The organism is Streptomyces coeruleorubidus (assembly GCF_008705135.1).
In the GTDB taxonomy this organism is placed as follows: Bacteria; Actinomycetota; Actinomycetes; order Streptomycetales; family Streptomycetaceae; genus Streptomyces; species Streptomyces coeruleofuscus.
This window is the reverse complement of the sequence record NZ_CP023694.1, coordinates 5,275,110-5,288,310: the sequence shown is the minus strand read 5'-3', so window position 1 is coordinate 5,288,310 and position 13,201 is coordinate 5,275,110. Positions and strand designations below refer to the sequence as shown.

The 13,201-nt window shown below is 73.2% G+C and carries 12 protein-coding genes; 8 read left to right on the top strand and 4 right to left on the bottom strand.

Annotated features, from left to right (window positions below):
- Window positions 1–38 precede the first annotated feature (38 nt).
- Window positions 39–1,229, bottom strand: coding sequence for a sensor histidine kinase (locus tag CP976_RS24435; RefSeq protein ID WP_150482299.1), 1,191 nt, complete (start codon window positions 1,227–1,229; stop codon window positions 39–41).
- Window positions 1,230–1,347: 118 nt separating this feature from the next.
- On the opposite strand from CP976_RS24435, the gene CP976_RS24430 reads away from it, so the two are divergent.
- Window positions 1,348–2,352, top strand: coding sequence for an SAM-dependent methyltransferase (locus CP976_RS24430; RefSeq protein WP_150482298.1), 1,005 nt, complete (start codon window positions 1,348–1,350; stop codon window positions 2,350–2,352).
- 27 nt (window positions 2,353–2,379) lie between these two features.
- Here CP976_RS24430 and CP976_RS24425 read toward each other — a convergent pair whose 3' ends face one another.
- Window positions 2,380–3,531, bottom strand: coding sequence for an NADH-quinone oxidoreductase subunit D (locus tag CP976_RS24425; protein ID WP_150482297.1), 1,152 nt, complete (start codon window positions 3,529–3,531; stop codon window positions 2,380–2,382).
- Window positions 3,532–3,562: 31 nt separating this feature from the next.
- Here CP976_RS24425 and CP976_RS24420 point away from each other — a divergent pair, with 31 nt between their 5' ends.
- Together CP976_RS24420 and CP976_RS24415 are read left to right on the top strand one after the other, a co-directional pair.
- Window positions 3,563–4,129: a PH domain-containing protein gene (locus CP976_RS24420; RefSeq protein WP_150482296.1), complete on the top strand. Its 567-nt coding sequence runs from the start codon at window positions 3,563–3,565 to the stop codon at window positions 4,127–4,129.
- 509 nt (window positions 4,130–4,638) lie between these two features.
- The gene (locus tag CP976_RS24415) at window positions 4,639–5,928 is read left to right on the top strand and encodes a PH domain-containing protein (protein WP_150485487.1); all 1,290 of its coding nucleotides are present in this window, start codon (window positions 4,639–4,641) and stop codon (window positions 5,926–5,928) included.
- An 82-nt stretch (window positions 5,929–6,010) separates the two neighbouring features.
- On the opposite strand, the gene CP976_RS24410 is transcribed toward CP976_RS24415, so the two are convergent.
- Window positions 6,011–7,168, bottom strand: coding sequence for a hypothetical protein (locus CP976_RS24410; protein WP_150482295.1), 1,158 nt, complete (start codon window positions 7,166–7,168; stop codon window positions 6,011–6,013).
- Between the two features lie 146 nt (window positions 7,169–7,314).
- Window positions 7,315–8,433, bottom strand: a complete 1,119-nt coding sequence (locus tag CP976_RS24405) for an alpha/beta hydrolase (RefSeq protein WP_167537572.1) — start codon at window positions 8,431–8,433, stop codon at window positions 7,315–7,317.
- A 240-nt stretch (window positions 8,434–8,673) separates the two neighbouring features.
- On the opposite strand from CP976_RS24405, the gene CP976_RS24400 reads away from it, so the two are divergent.
- The 5 genes from CP976_RS24400 (at window position 8,674) to folK (ending at window position 13,160) form a co-directional block, all read left to right on the top strand.
- Complete coding sequence (locus CP976_RS24400; protein WP_150482293.1) at window positions 8,674–10,518, top strand: phosphatidylglycerol lysyltransferase domain-containing protein; 1,845 nt, start codon at window positions 8,674–8,676, stop codon at window positions 10,516–10,518.
- 56 nt (window positions 10,519–10,574) lie between these two features.
- Window positions 10,575–11,456 carry a dihydropteroate synthase gene (folP, locus tag CP976_RS24395; RefSeq protein WP_150482292.1) on the top strand — a complete coding sequence of 294 codons (882 nt, stop codon included), beginning with the start codon at window positions 10,575–10,577 and terminating at the stop codon, window positions 11,454–11,456.
- A complete protein-coding gene (locus CP976_RS24390) occupies window positions 11,453–11,956 on the top strand; it encodes a nuclear transport factor 2 family protein (RefSeq protein WP_086851403.1) in 504 nt (167 codons plus the stop codon). Before folP ends, CP976_RS24390 begins: the two co-directional genes overlap by 4 nt.
- A 236-nt stretch (window positions 11,957–12,192) precedes the next feature.
- On the top strand, window positions 12,193–12,552 hold the full coding sequence (gene folB, locus CP976_RS24385) for a dihydroneopterin aldolase (RefSeq protein ID WP_150482291.1): 360 nt from the start codon (window positions 12,193–12,195) through the stop codon (window positions 12,550–12,552).
- Window positions 12,549–13,160: a 2-amino-4-hydroxy-6-hydroxymethyldihydropteridine diphosphokinase gene (folK, locus tag CP976_RS24380; RefSeq protein ID WP_150482290.1), complete on the top strand. Its 612-nt coding sequence runs from the start codon at window positions 12,549–12,551 to the stop codon at window positions 13,158–13,160. The genes folB and folK overlap by 4 nt, the downstream gene beginning before the upstream one ends.
- The last annotated feature ends 41 nt before the right edge of the window (window positions 13,161–13,201 follow it).

The following is a 13,201-nucleotide window of genomic DNA, read 5'->3' as shown; positions in this document are numbered from 1 at the left end:
TCTCTTTTGCAGGTGTCGGCGAGGGGCGTGCGCCGAGGTCAGTTGGCGGGTTTGAGCGGCAGCAGGGCACTGATGCGGAATCCTCCGCCCGGGCGCGGGCCGGCGTCCAGGGTGCCGCCGACCATGCCGACCCGTTCCCGCATGCCGATCAGGCCGTGGCCCTGGCCGTCGAACCCGCCCTCCTCGTACAGCTCGTGCGGGGCGCCCTTGCCGTCGTCCTCGACGAGCAGGCCGAGGCCGTCGTCGAAGTACACCAGGCGCACGCTCGCGCCCGCGTTGGGCCCGCCGTGCTTGCGGGTGTTGGTGAGCGCCTCCTGCACGATGCGGTAGGCGGTGAGTTCGACGCCGCTGGGCAGCGGGCGGGGGGTGCCCTCCACCTTGAAGTCGACGGGCAGTCCGTGCCCGCGGCACTGCTCGACGAGGTCCTCGATCTGCTGGACGTCGGGCTGCGGCACGTACTCCCCGGCCTCCTCGTGCTCCCCGGTGCGCAGCACGCCGAGCAGGCGGCGCATCTCGGCGAGGGCCTGGCGGCCGGTGGAGGAGATGGTCTCCAGGGCCTTCTTCGCCTGGTCGGGCGCGGCGTCGAGGACGTAGGCGGCGCCGTCGGCCTGCACCACCATCACCGAGACGTTGTGCGCGACGACGTCGTGCAGCTCGCGGGCGATGCGGGCGCGTTCGGCGGCGACGGCGACCTTGGACTGTGCCTCGCGCTCCCGCTCCAGGCGGGCGGCCCGCTCCTCCAGCTGCGCGAAGTAGGCGCGGCGGGTGCGGATGGAGTCGCCGAGCACCCAGGCGAGGGCGAAGGGCACGGTCATGAAGACCGTCAGGGCGATGTTGCCCGCGACGTTCGTCTGGTCGCTCGGCCAGCGCAGGTGGGCCACGGGGGCCGCGCACAGGCCGGCGGCCAGGGCGAAGCGGGAGGCCCAGCGCGCGCCCTCCGCGGCGACCGTGTAGACGATCACCAGCATGGCGAAGTCGTGGGGGCCCATCTCGACGTCGGTGATCAGCTGCGCCACACCGACCGCGGTCGCGAGCAGCAGCATCTTCTCCGGCATGCGGCGGCGCAGCGCGACCACCAGGCACAGCAGCAGCGCGAGCGGAACGGCGACGGCCGGGGGACCGAACCCGCCCGACGCTCCGCCGACCACGGAAATCCCGAGGAGGACCACGGCCCAGGAGCCGTCGACCCACATCGGGTGCCTGCGGAGGAAGTCATAAAGGCGCTGCACGTAACCCAGCGTAGGGAAGCGGGATAGGTGCAGGGGTCAACCGGAGGACCGATCCGCACCGGGCGCGTGTACTCCGCAAGGTGGAGTTGCGTTCGTTGTGTCCGCTTAGCCTGGCCCCGTGACAGCAGTGACGAGGGGCGAGGGACACCAGGGACACGAGTGGCGAGGGTGGCGTGCGGCGGCTCGGGAGGCCCTGTACGGGCCGGGCGGCTTCTATCGCCGGGCCGAGGGGCCGGCCGGGCACTTCCGTACGTCCGTGCACGCGTCGCCGCTGTTCGCAGGGGCCGTGGCGGGGCTGCTGTGCCGGGTCGACGAGGCGCTGGGGCGGCCCGCGACGCTGGACTTCGTCGACATGGCGGCCGGGCGCGGCGAGCTGGCCGGCGGGGTGCTCGCCGCGCTCCCGGCCGACGTGGCGGCCCGCACGCGCGCGTACGCCGTCGAAGTCGCCGAGCGGCCCGAGGGGCTCGATCACCGGATCGAGTGGCCGGCCGAGCCGCCGCAGGGCGTCACCGGGCTGCTGTTCGCCAACGAGTGGCTGGACAACGTACCGGTGGAGGTCGCGGAGGTGGACGCCGCGGGCGTGGCGCGGCGGGTGCTGGTCCGGGAGGACGGGACCGAGCGGCTCGGGGAGCCGGTCGACGGGGAGCAGGCGGGGTGGCTGGCGCGGTGGTGGCCGCTGTCCGGCGAGGCGGGGCTGCGGGCCGAGATCGGCCTGCCCCGGGACGAGGCCTGGGCCTCGGCGGTCGCCACGCTCGACCGGGGGCTCGCCGTCGCCGTGGACTACGCGCACACGGCGGACACCCGGCCGCCGTTCGGGACGCTGACCGGTTTCCGGGAGGGCCGCGAGACGGCGGCCGTGCCGGACGGCTCGTGCGACATCACGGCGCATGTCGCGCTCGACGCGTGCGCGCTGCCCGGCGGGCGCCTGCTCCCGCAGCGCGAGGCGCTGCGCGCCCTGGGCGTGACGGGCGCACGCCCCCCGCTCACGCTGGCCTCCACCGACCCCGCCGCCTACGTACGCGCCCTCGCGAGCGCCGGAGAGGCCGCCGAGCTCACCGCGGCGGGCGGGCTGGGCGACTTCGGGTGGCTGGTGCAGCCGGTCGGGATCGGGGACCCGTTCTAGGACGCATCGGGGACCCGCTCCTGGCCACTACTTGTCGATGTCGCCCACGACGAAGAACATCGACCCCAGGATCGCCACCATGTCCGCGACCAGCGTCCCCGGCAGCAGCTCCGTCAGCACCTGGATGTTGTTGTACGAGGCCGAGCGCAGCTTCAGCCGGTACGGCGTCTTCTCGCCCTTGCTGACCAGGTAGTAGCCGTTGATGCCGAGCGGGTTCTCGGTCCAGGCGTAGGTGTGGCCCTCGGGTGCCTTCAGGACCTTCGGGAGCCGCTGGTTGACCGGCCCGGGCGGCAGCTCGGCGAGCCGGTCGAGACAGGCGTCGGCCAGGTCCAGCGCGTTGTGCGTCTGCTCCAGGAGGCACTCGAAGCGGGCCAGGCAGTCGCCCTCCTGCCGGGTCACCACCTTCAGGACGTCCCCCAGCTCGCCGTAGGCGAGGTACGGCTCGTCCCGGCGCAGGTCGAAGTCGACGCCCGAGGCGCGGCCGATCGGCCCGCTGACGCCGTAGGCGTGCACCGCCTCCGGGGCGAGCGTGCCGACGCCCCGGGTGCGGCCCCGGAAGATCTCGTTGCCGAGCACCAGGTCGTCGAACCGGTCCATCCGGGAACGCACGTCGGCGACGGCGGCACGCGCGCGCGTGGTCCACCCGGCCGGCAGGTCCTCCTTGAGGCCGCCCACGCGGTTGAACATGTAGTGCATCCGCCCGCCGGAGACCTCCTCCATGACGTGCTGGAGCTCCTCGCGCTCCCGGAAGGCGTAGAAGATCGGCGTGATCCCGCCGAGCTCCAGCGGGTACGAGCCGAGGAACATCAGGTGGTTGAGCACCCGGTTCAGCTCGGCGAGCAGCGTGCGCAGCCACACCGCGCGTTCGGGGACCTCCATGCCGAGCATCCGCTCCACGGCGAGGACCACGCCCAGCTCGTTGGAGAAGGCCGACAGCCAGTCGTGGCGGTTGGCGAGCATGATGATCTGGCGGTAGTCGCGCGCCTCGAACAGCTTCTCCGCGCCGCGGTGCATGTAGCCGATCACGGGCTCCGCGTGCGTGATGCGCTCGCCGTCCAGCACGAGCTTCAGCCGCAGCACGCCGTGCGTGGACGGGTGCTGCGGCCCGATGTTGAGCACCATGTCGGTGCTCTCCGCGGCGCCGCCGATTCCGACCATGGTCTCCGTCGTAGGAGTCATGGACACAGTCTCTCCTACGTACGCTGGCCTCATGGAGACGGGGAGTCCGCAGGACACGGGGCCGGCGGGGACACAGGGCGCGGCGAAGACGCGGGACGCCGCAGGCACGCAGGGCGCCGCGGGGGCCGCCGGGGACGGGCCGGTGTGGATCGCGCTGCCGCCCGGGCTGCTGAAGATGCGGCGGTTGCTGCTGGTGGTGTGGCTGGGGCTGATCAGCCTGGCCGCCGGGCTGGTGCCGGGGCTGCTGGTCGGTCCCGCCTGGGCCGCCTTCGCGCTGCCGCCGCTGGCGCTGATGGTCTGGGGGTGGGTGATGATCGGCCGCAACTGGCGCTCCTGGCGGTACGCCGAGCGCGCCGACGACCTGCTGATCAGCCGCGGTGTGCTGTGGCGCGAGGAGACGGTCGTGCCGTACGGGCGGATGCAGCTGGTGGAGGTCACCTCCGGGCCCGTCGAGCGGCACTTCGGGCTGGCCAGCGTGCAGTTGCACACGGCCGCCGCGGCGACCGACGCGACCATCCCCGGCCTGGACCCGGCCGAGGCGGAGCGGCTGCGCGACCGCCTCACCGAGCTGGGCGAGGCCCGATCGGCCGGACTGTGACGGCGCCCGAGGCCGCCGGGGACGCCGGGGATGCCGGGGCTGTCGAGGCCCCCGAGGCCACCCGGACCACCGGGGCAGCCGAGACCCCCGAGGCCGCCCGGACCGTCGGGGACGCCGGGGCCACCGGAGACGCCGGAGACGCCGGGGCCGCCGAGACCCCCGACACCGCCCAGACCGCCCACACCTACGGAGCCGCCCGGACCGCCGGGAACCCCGAAGCTGCCGAGGTCGCCGAGACCGCCCAGACCGCCGGAGACGCCAGGGCCGCCGAGACCCCCGACACCGCCCAGACCGCCCACGCCTACGGAGCCGCCCGGACCTCCGGGAACCCCGGTGCCGCCGAGGCCTCCGAAGCCGCCCGGACCGCCGGGAACCCCGAAGCTGCCGAAGCCGCCCAGACCGCCGGGAACCCCGAAGCTGCCGAGACCCCCAAGACCGCCCGGACCGCCGGAGACGCCGGGGCCGCCGAGACCCCGGAGACCGCCCGGACCGCCGAGGCCGGTAACGGGATCGCCGAGCGGCGGCTGCACCCCGTCACACCGCTCAGGCGGGCCTGGGCGCCGGTCGCCGTGGTGATCGGCTGGGCGGTGCACGACCCCGACGGGGCGCAGCGCCATCTGACCCGGCTGGACACGACCACGCTGCTGATCGGCCTCGCCGTGATCCTCCCGGCCGCGGCCCTGTACGGCTTCTGCTCCTGGTGGTTCACGCGCTTCGCGGTGACCGAGACCGAACTGCGCATCCGTACCGGACTGGTGTTCCGGCGCACCGCGCACATCCGGCTGGAGCGGCTCCAGGCCGTCGACGTCACCCAGCCGCTGCTCGCGCGGGTCGCGGGCGTCGCCAAGCTCAAACTCGACGTCATAGGCACCGACAAGAAGGACGAGCTGGCCTTCCTGGGCGCGGACGAAGCGCGGTCGCTGCGGGCCGAACTGCTCGCCCGCGCGGCCGGTTTCGCGCCCGAGACCGCGCACGAGGTCGGGGAGGCGCCGTCCCGGCAGATGCTGCGGGTGCCGCCCGGCGTGCTCGCCATGTCGCTGGTGCTGAGCGGGGCGACCTGGGGATCGCTGGCCGCGGCGCTCGTCGTGCCGCCCGTGCTGTGGCTGGCCACGGAGAGCGTGTGGACGGTCCTGGCCGTCGCCCTGCCCCTGCTGGGCGCGGCGGGCGCGAGCAGCGTGGGGCGGTTCGTCGGCGAGTACGACTGGACGGTGGCCGAGTCGCCCGACGGGCTGCGGCTCGACCACGGCCTGCTGGACCGGGCCCACGAGACGGTGCCGCCGGGGCGCGTGCAGACCGTGCGGATCGTGGAGCCGCTGCTGTGGCGGCGGCGCGGCTGGGTGCGCGTGGAGCTGGACGTGGCCGGCTCCTCCAACTCCGTGCTGGTGCCGGTCGCCCCGCGCGAGATCGCGGAGGTCGTCGTCGCGCGCGTACTGCCCGGGGTGACCGTGCCGGAGCGGGCGGCCCTGTCGCCGTCGCCGCGCCGCGCCCGGTGGTGTGTGCCGGTGTGGTGGCGCGGGTACGGACTCGCCGTCACGGACGCGGTGTTCGCGGCGCGGTCGGGGCTGCTGCGGCGGAGCCTCGCGCTCGTGCCGCACGCGAAGGTGCAGAGCGTACGGATGACGCAGGGGCCGTGGGAGCGGGCCCGGGGCGTGGCCGACGTGTGTGTGGACACGGGCGCGAACAAGACGGTGAGGGCACGGCTGCGGGACGCGGCCGAAGCGCGCGAACTGCTCGAGGCCCAGGCGGAGCGGTCACGGACCGGGCGCAGGGACGCGCGGCCGGACCGCTGGATGGCGTGACCCACCGGAAAGCGAAGGCCCCCCGGTCACGGCCGGGGGGCCTTTTCAGCGGGTGTGGGCGTCAGGTTCAGCGACGTGGGCGTCAGGAAACCGCGCTCCGCAGCCCCTGTACGTCGATCTGCTCCGTCTCGTCGTGCGCCGTCAGGTCGATGACCTGGCCGATGCCGCGCGATTCCTCGTCCGCCGGCTTGAACCGGGCCTCGGTCTCGGCCTTGTGCAGCGCGAGGGCCTCCTGGCCGACGACATCGGCCAGGTCCTCGTTCTGCACGGCCTCCAGGGCGGCCCGCGACGTGCCCTGCTTCGTACCGAAGAAGTCGAACCCGCCTTCCGACGTGTGGCGCCGCACCGGCGTCTGCGGCGCCACGGCCACAGCGGTCGGCACGGTGTAGTGCCCCGGGGAGGCGGGCTGCGGGAGTCGCTCGGCCTCGTCAGTGGTGGCGGTGCCGGCGGTCGCGTGCTCGTGCCCGGCGACCGCCTCGGACTGCCCCTGCGCCTCGTCCTCCCGCGCCTGCTCCCGCTGGTCGTCCTTCCGGTCGTCCCGCGCGGGCTCCGCGTCGTCGCCCATCGGTACGCCGTCGCCGTCGCCGCCCCCGTCCGGGTCCGGGGCCGCGTCGGCGTCGAGCCGGGCGAGCGCCGCAGCGGCACGCAGGAACAGCCGGGAGCCCTCCGGTGAGAACACCGCGGGAATCTCCGTCTGCTCCTCGGCGGCAGCCGCCTCGTCGGCGTCCGCCGGAGCCTCCGCCGTCTTCGCCGCCCCCGCGGGCAGCGCGGCCCGTTCCGGGACCGTCGCCTCTATCTCGAGCACCCGGCGTTCCTCCAGGACGCTCGCGCGCTCGGTTTCGGCGGTGGCGTACCGGCGCAGCAGGGCGGCGTGTTCGTTGCGCAGTCCGGCCAGTTCGGTCCGCTTGGCCCGCAGCCGCTGTTCCAGCTTCGCGCGCAGCTCGCGGGACTCGTCGAGGTCGGCCTCCAGTTCGGCGACCCGCTCCTCGAAGCGCCACTCGTCGCTCGCACGCGCGCGCGTGAGGTCCGCGACGCGCTTGCCCGCCTGGGTGTCCCAGCGACGGAGCACGACCGCGCCGACGACCGCCGTCGCCGCGGCGGCCGCGGCCAGACCGCGGAGCACCGTCGGCTCCGTGAACACCCAGGGCCCCAGGGCGCAGACGAGGGAGACGCCTGCGATCGCCGACGGGGGCAGCAGCCTGTGCAAGGGCGGGGAATGGCGGTGACGTCCACGTGGCATGGCCAGAAACTTACCGCGCGTAGGCGAATCATGGTGACCCACCCCGCAAAAACAAAGCCACACCGAAGCGTTCACACGGCATCCGAACTCGGGAAGAAGCGGAATCGCCCCCTCGGGCAAGCGGGAGCGAATTCCCAAGATCATTTTCAACGCCCGTTCAGCCGCCCGCCGATCCACTCCAGCGTCGCCGGAATCTCGCGCCGCCAGGTGTTGAAGTTGTGCCCGCCGCTTTCCAGGACGATCGACGAGATCCGCGTCCGCCCGGTGGCCGCCACCCGCTCTATGAACCGCATCGTGTCCCGGTAGTTGGACTCGCCGGACCTGCTGCTGGTGACGAGCAGTGACGTGTCGGGAGCCGGCCTGTGCTTGAGGTACCACCACAGGTCGGCGCGATTCCGGAGCCCCTTGTCGCCCTGGAAGAGATCGCCCGTCGTGGCGTCGATCGGCGCCTTGTAGTACGCGGACAAGCCCGCCCCGGCGGCATACACATCGGGATGGTGCATGGCGATCTTCAAGGCACAGTAACCGCCCGTCGAGTTGCCGATGATGCCCAGACCGCCCGGCTTATCGGCCACCCGATAGTGCGTGCGCAACGCCTCGGGCAGATCCCTGGCGAAGAACGACTCGGTCTGCGGACCGCCCGGGACGTCCACGCACTCGGTGTCCCGGGGCGGCGCCACCGTGGGCCGCAGCATCACCAGGATCATCGGCGGCATCCGGCCCTCCCGGGCCAGCTCCAGTGCCGTACGCGGATAGTGGAGCTTCTCCACCAGCGCCGAGGCCGTGCCCGGGTAACCGGTCAGCACGACCGCCGTCGGGAACGTACGGGTGCGGTACCGCGGCTGGAAGTACTCCGGCGGCAGATAGACGTACGCGGGCGTGGCGATGCGCGTCGTACGCCCCACGACGTCGATCTCCTGGATCCGGCCGCCCGCCAGGGGACTCACCCCGCCCGCCCCCGGCACCCGGCGCGAGCCGACCACCTCCAGCGGGCCGCCGCCCGGCGTGTGGTCGACGACCACGCCCTGCTCCTTCTCCTGCCCGAACAGGTCCGCCCAGCTCGCGTAGAAACCGAAGGCCTGGTTGGCGGCGAGGCCCACCGCGGCGAACAGCGCCACCTGCGTGGCGAGCAGCAGGCCGATCCGCCCGCCCACGGCCCGCCAGCTGCGCCGGGCCAGCCGCGGCCACAGCCAGACCGTGCCGGCGAACAGCAGCACCGCGGACAGTACCGCCAGCGCCAGCACCTTGTTGCTCGTGAGACCCAGACCCATCGATGGTTACCCGTCCGCGCTTTCCGCCCGGGGTCCCTCACCGCACTCACACTTTCGCGAGCGCTTGTCCCGGACTTTCCATGGCCTTTGAAACGGCTTTGACGAAGGGAGTGAACCTCTCCCCCTGAGACACCGTCCTAGAGGGCGCAATGTCGCCGGATGCCCGAATCGGCACCGGATCCAAGGTCTCTCGCAGAACTACGGGATGCGATGTCTGTCAGGACAGATGAGGAAATGCCGGGCGAGGTTCCGCGTCAGGGAACCGCCACGGCCGGTACGGGCCGTGTGAGCCGTGTGCGCCACCGGCTGCGCGGTCCACGCCCCGAGGCCGTCCCGGTCCTGGTCGGCAGAGCCTGCGCCCTGGTGGGCGTCCTGGACATCGCCGCGGGCGTCTTCCCGCGCTTCCGGCACAGCCGTATGCACGCCATCGCCGAGGTACTGCCCGGCGCGCTCGGCCCGTTCGCGGCCGCCCTGTCCCTCAGCACCGGAGTGCTGTTGCTGCTGCTCGCCCACGGCCTCAAGCGCGGCAAGCGCCGGGCCTGGCGAGCCGCCGTGGCCCTGCTGCCGGCCGGTGCCGTCGCGCAGTTCACGTACCGGCACTCGATCGTGGGCGTGCTCATCTCACTGGCCCTGCTGGCGCCGCTGCTGCGCCACCGCGACCAGTTCTCGGCCCTGCCCGACCCGCGCAGCCGCTGGCGGGCGCTCGCCAACTTCGTGCTGATGAGCGCCGGTTCGCTGCTGCTGGGCCTGCTCGTCGTCAGCGTCCACGGCGAGCGCATGGTCGGCGACCCGAGCCTGGCCGACCGCATCACCCACGTCATCTACGGACTGTTCGGCTTCGAGGGACCGGTCGACTACCAGGGCAACACCTCCTGGACGGTCGCCTTCTCACTCGGCGCCCTCGGCCTGCTCACCGCCGTCACCACCATCTACCTGGCCTTCCGCCCCGAACACCCGGCCGCGCAGCTCACCGAGGAGGACGAGGCCCGGCTGCGCGCCCTGCTGGAGCGGCACGGTGGCCGCGACTCCCTCGGCCACTTCGCGCTGCGCCGCGACAAGGCCGTCGTCTTCTCCCCCAGCGGCAAGGCGGCCGTGACCTACCGCGTGGTCTCCGGCGTCATGCTCGCCAGCGGCGACCCGATCGGCGACGTCGAGGCCTGGCCCGGCGCCATCGAACGGTTCATGGACGAGGCCAAGGCCCACTCCTGGACACCCGCCGTCATGGGCTGCTCCGAGACCGGCGGCGAGGTGTGGACCCGCGAGACGGGGCTCGACGCCCTCGAACTGGGCGACGAGGCGGTGGTGGACGTCAAGGATTTCTCGCTCGCCGGCCGCGCGATGCGCAACGTGCGCCAGATGGTCAAACGCATCGAGCGCGCCGGTTACGAGACCCGGGTACGACGTGTCCGTGACGTCGGTGAGGCGGAACTTGAGCGCATCCGGCGCGCCGCCGACGACTGGCGCGGCACCGACACCGAGCGCGGCTTCTCCATGGCCCTGGGCCGCGTCGGCGACCCCGCCGACGGCGACTGCCTCATCGCCACCGCCCACAAGCAGGACGACCACCCCGGCCCCTACGGCGACCTGAAGGCGATCCTGCACTTCGTGCCCTGGGGCACCGACGGCGCCTCCCTGGACCTCATGCGCCGCGACCGCTCCGCCGACCCCGGCATGAACGAACTCCTCATCGTGGCCGCCCTCCAGGCCGCCCCGAAGCTCGGCGTCGCGCGCGTCTCCCTCAACTTCGCCATGTTCCGCGCGGCGCTGGCCCGCGGCGAGAAGATCGGCGCCGGCCCGGTGCTGCGCGCCTGGCGCGGACTGCTGGTCTTCCTCTCCCGCTGGTTCCAGATCGAGTCGCTCTACAAGTTCAACGCCAAGTTCCAGCCCCGCTGGGAACCCCGCTTCGTCGTCTACCGGGCCTCCGGCGACCTGCCCCGCATCGGTTTCGCCGCCATGCAGGCCGAGGGCTTCGTCAACCTCGCCCTCCCCCTGCCGCGCCTCCTGCGCCGCCGTCGCCCGTCGGGCCCCCGTCCGTGCGCCCACGGCACGACGACGGAACGGAACGTCCGAGCGGCGTGACCTGTCGGGACCAGCCGCAGCGCCTGACGGCCCCCGCCGGGGCCTACGCTGAACATATGAGCAACCTGAGCGGACGCGGGCGCGTGGCGGGCCTACCGGACTGGGACCGCTGCGCGGTCATGGGAGTCGTGAACGTCACCCCCGACTCCTTCTCCGACGGCGGCCGCTTCTTCGACACCACGGCCGCCGTCAAACACGGCCTCGACCTGGTCAGCGAGGGCGCGGACCTGGTCGACGTCGGCGGCGAGTCGACCCGCCCCGGCGCGACCCGGGTGGACGAGGCCGAGGAACTCCGCCGTGTCGTCCCCGTCGTGCGCGGCCTGGCCTCCGAAGGCGTCACCGTCTCGGTCGACACCATGCGCGCCTCCGTCGCCGAGCGGGCCCTCGCGGCGGGTGCCGCCCTCGTCAACGACGTCAGCGGCGGCCTCGCCGACCCCCGCATGATCCCGGCCGTCGCCGACGCCGGCGCCCCCTTCGTCGTCATGCACTGGCGCGGCTTCCTCCAGGGCGGCAACGTCCGCGGCGTGTACACCGACGTCGTCACCGAGGTCGTCGACGAGCTGCACGCGCGCGTGGAGGCCGTGCTGGCGGGCGGCATCACCCCCGACCGGGTCGTCGTCGACCCCGGCCTCGGCTTCTCCAAGGACGCCGAGCACGACCTCGCGCTCATCGCGGGCCTCGACCGGGTCCTCGCCCTCGGCCACCCGCTGCTCGTCGCCGCCTCCCGCAAGCGGTTCCTCGGCCGGGTCCTCGCCGGCCCGGACGGTCCGCCCCCGCCCGCACGCGAACGCGACGCCGCCACCGCGGCCGTCTCCGCGCTCGCGGCGCACGCCGGCGCGTGGGCGGTACGCGTGCACGAGGTGCGCGCCACGGCGGACGCCGTGCGCGTCGCCCACGCCATCGCACAGGCACGCACCGGCGCAGAAGGAACCCGGTGAGCGCCCCGCACACCGACGTCGAACAGGTCGAGGCCGCCAACACCGCCTTCTACGAGGCGCTGGAACAGGGCGACTTCGAGGAACTGGCGTCGCTCTGGCTGACCCCCTCCGACCTGGGCGTGGACGAGACGTACCACGACCCGGCCGACACCGGCGTGGTCTCCTGCGTGCACCCCGGCTGGCCGGTGCTCACCGGCCGCGGCGAGGTCCTCCGGTCGTACGCGCTGATCATGGCCAACACCGACTACATCCAGTTCTTCCTCACCGACGTGCACGTCTCGGTGACCGGCGACACCGCCCTGGTGACCTGCACGGAGAACATCCTCAGCGGCGGCCCCGCCCCCGAGGGCGACGAGGAGCTCGGCCCGCTCGTCGGCCAGCTCGTGGTCGCCACCAACGTGTTCCGGCGCACGCCCTCGGGGTGGAAACTCTGGTCGCACCACGCTTCCCCCGTTCTGGCCGAAACCGACGAGGACGAGCAGGACGACACCCCCGCCTGAGTGGGTACGCGGCAGGAAGTGGTTGGAATCACGGACCCGCGGGTATGGGCGGCTACCAACCCGTGAGCCGCCGGGTTCTCCAGGGGAAACGCCGGGTGAATCCTGCCGGCCCCGGCCCGGGCCCACGCCCCCGTGGCCCGGCCCCGTCCGGGCTCGCAGGTAGATTCGACCGAGGCCGGTTGCCGCCCGCACACGGCACGGACCGGCCGTGACCAACGATTGCAGGAGTGATTCGCGTGGATCGTGTCGCGCTGCGCGGCCTGAAGGCCCGCGGGCACCACGGTGTGTTCCCGAGGGAACGCGAGGAGGGCCAGACCTTCATCGTGGACCTCGTCCTCGGCCTGGACACCCGACCGGCCGCGGCCGACGACGACCTGGCGAAGACCGTGCACTACGGCATCGTGGCCGAGGAGGTCGTGGCCGTCGTCCAGGGCGAGCCCGTCAACCTCATCGAGACGCTCGCCGAGCGCATCGCCCAGGTCTGTCTGAAGCACGACGGGGTCCGGGAGGTCGAGGTGTGCGTCCACAAGCCGGACGCCCCGATCACGGTCCCCTTCGACGACGTGACCGTCACCATCACCCGGAGCCGAGTATGACCGCGCCCTTCCTCAAGGGTCCCAGCGACCCGACCGTACAGCCGGTACCCGCCTCCGTCGTCGAGAAGGTCGACGCCGCCGACACCACGCTCAGCAACCCGAAACGGGCCGTGGTCGCCCTCGGCTCGAACCTCGGCAACCGCCTGGAGACCCTCCAGGGAGCCATCGACGCCCTGGAGGACACCCCCGGTCTCCGCATCAAGGCCGTCTCCCCGGTCTACGAGACCGAACCCTGGGGCGTGGAGCCCGGCAGCCAGCCCGCCTACTTCAACGCGGTCGTGGTCCTGAAGACCACCCTGCCGCCGTCCTCGCTGCTGGAGCGCGCGCACGCGGTCGAGGAGGCCTTCCACCGCGTCCGGGACGAGCACTGGGGCCCGCGCACCCTGGACGTCGACATCGTGTCCTACGCCGACGTCGTCTCCGACGACCCGCAGCTCACGCTCCCCCACCCCCGCGCCCACGAGCGCGCCTTCGTCCTGGCCCCCTGGCACGACCTGGATCCCGAGGCGCAGCTCCCCGGGCGCGGCCCGGTCGCCGGTCTGCTGGACGCCGTCACCCGCGACGGCGTGGCGCCCCGCCCGGACTTGGAACTCCGGCTGCCCGAGTAGCCGTTAAGGTCGAGACGGCCGCACAACCAGGCCGGAGCCGG

Excerpts from the sequence above, each read along its gene's own strand:
- CP976_RS24425 (WP_150482297.1), bottom strand. The coding sequence starts at position 3,531 with ATGACTCCTACGACGGAGACCATGGTCGGAATCGGCGGCGCCGCGGAG.
- folP (WP_150482292.1), top strand. The coding sequence starts at position 10,575 with ATGAGCAACCTGAGCGGACGCGGGCGCGTGGCGGGCCTACCGGACTGG.
- folK (WP_150482290.1), top strand. The coding sequence starts at position 12,549 with ATGACCGCGCCCTTCCTCAAGGGTCCCAGCGACCCGACCGTACAGCCG.
- CP976_RS24400 (WP_150482293.1), top strand. The coding sequence starts at position 8,674 with ATGCCGGGCGAGGTTCCGCGTCAGGGAACCGCCACGGCCGGTACGGGC.
- CP976_RS24410 (WP_150482295.1), bottom strand. The coding sequence starts at position 7,168 with ATGCCACGTGGACGTCACCGCCATTCCCCGCCCTTGCACAGGCTGCTG.
- CP976_RS24420 (WP_150482296.1), top strand. The coding sequence starts at position 3,563 with ATGGAGACGGGGAGTCCGCAGGACACGGGGCCGGCGGGGACACAGGGC.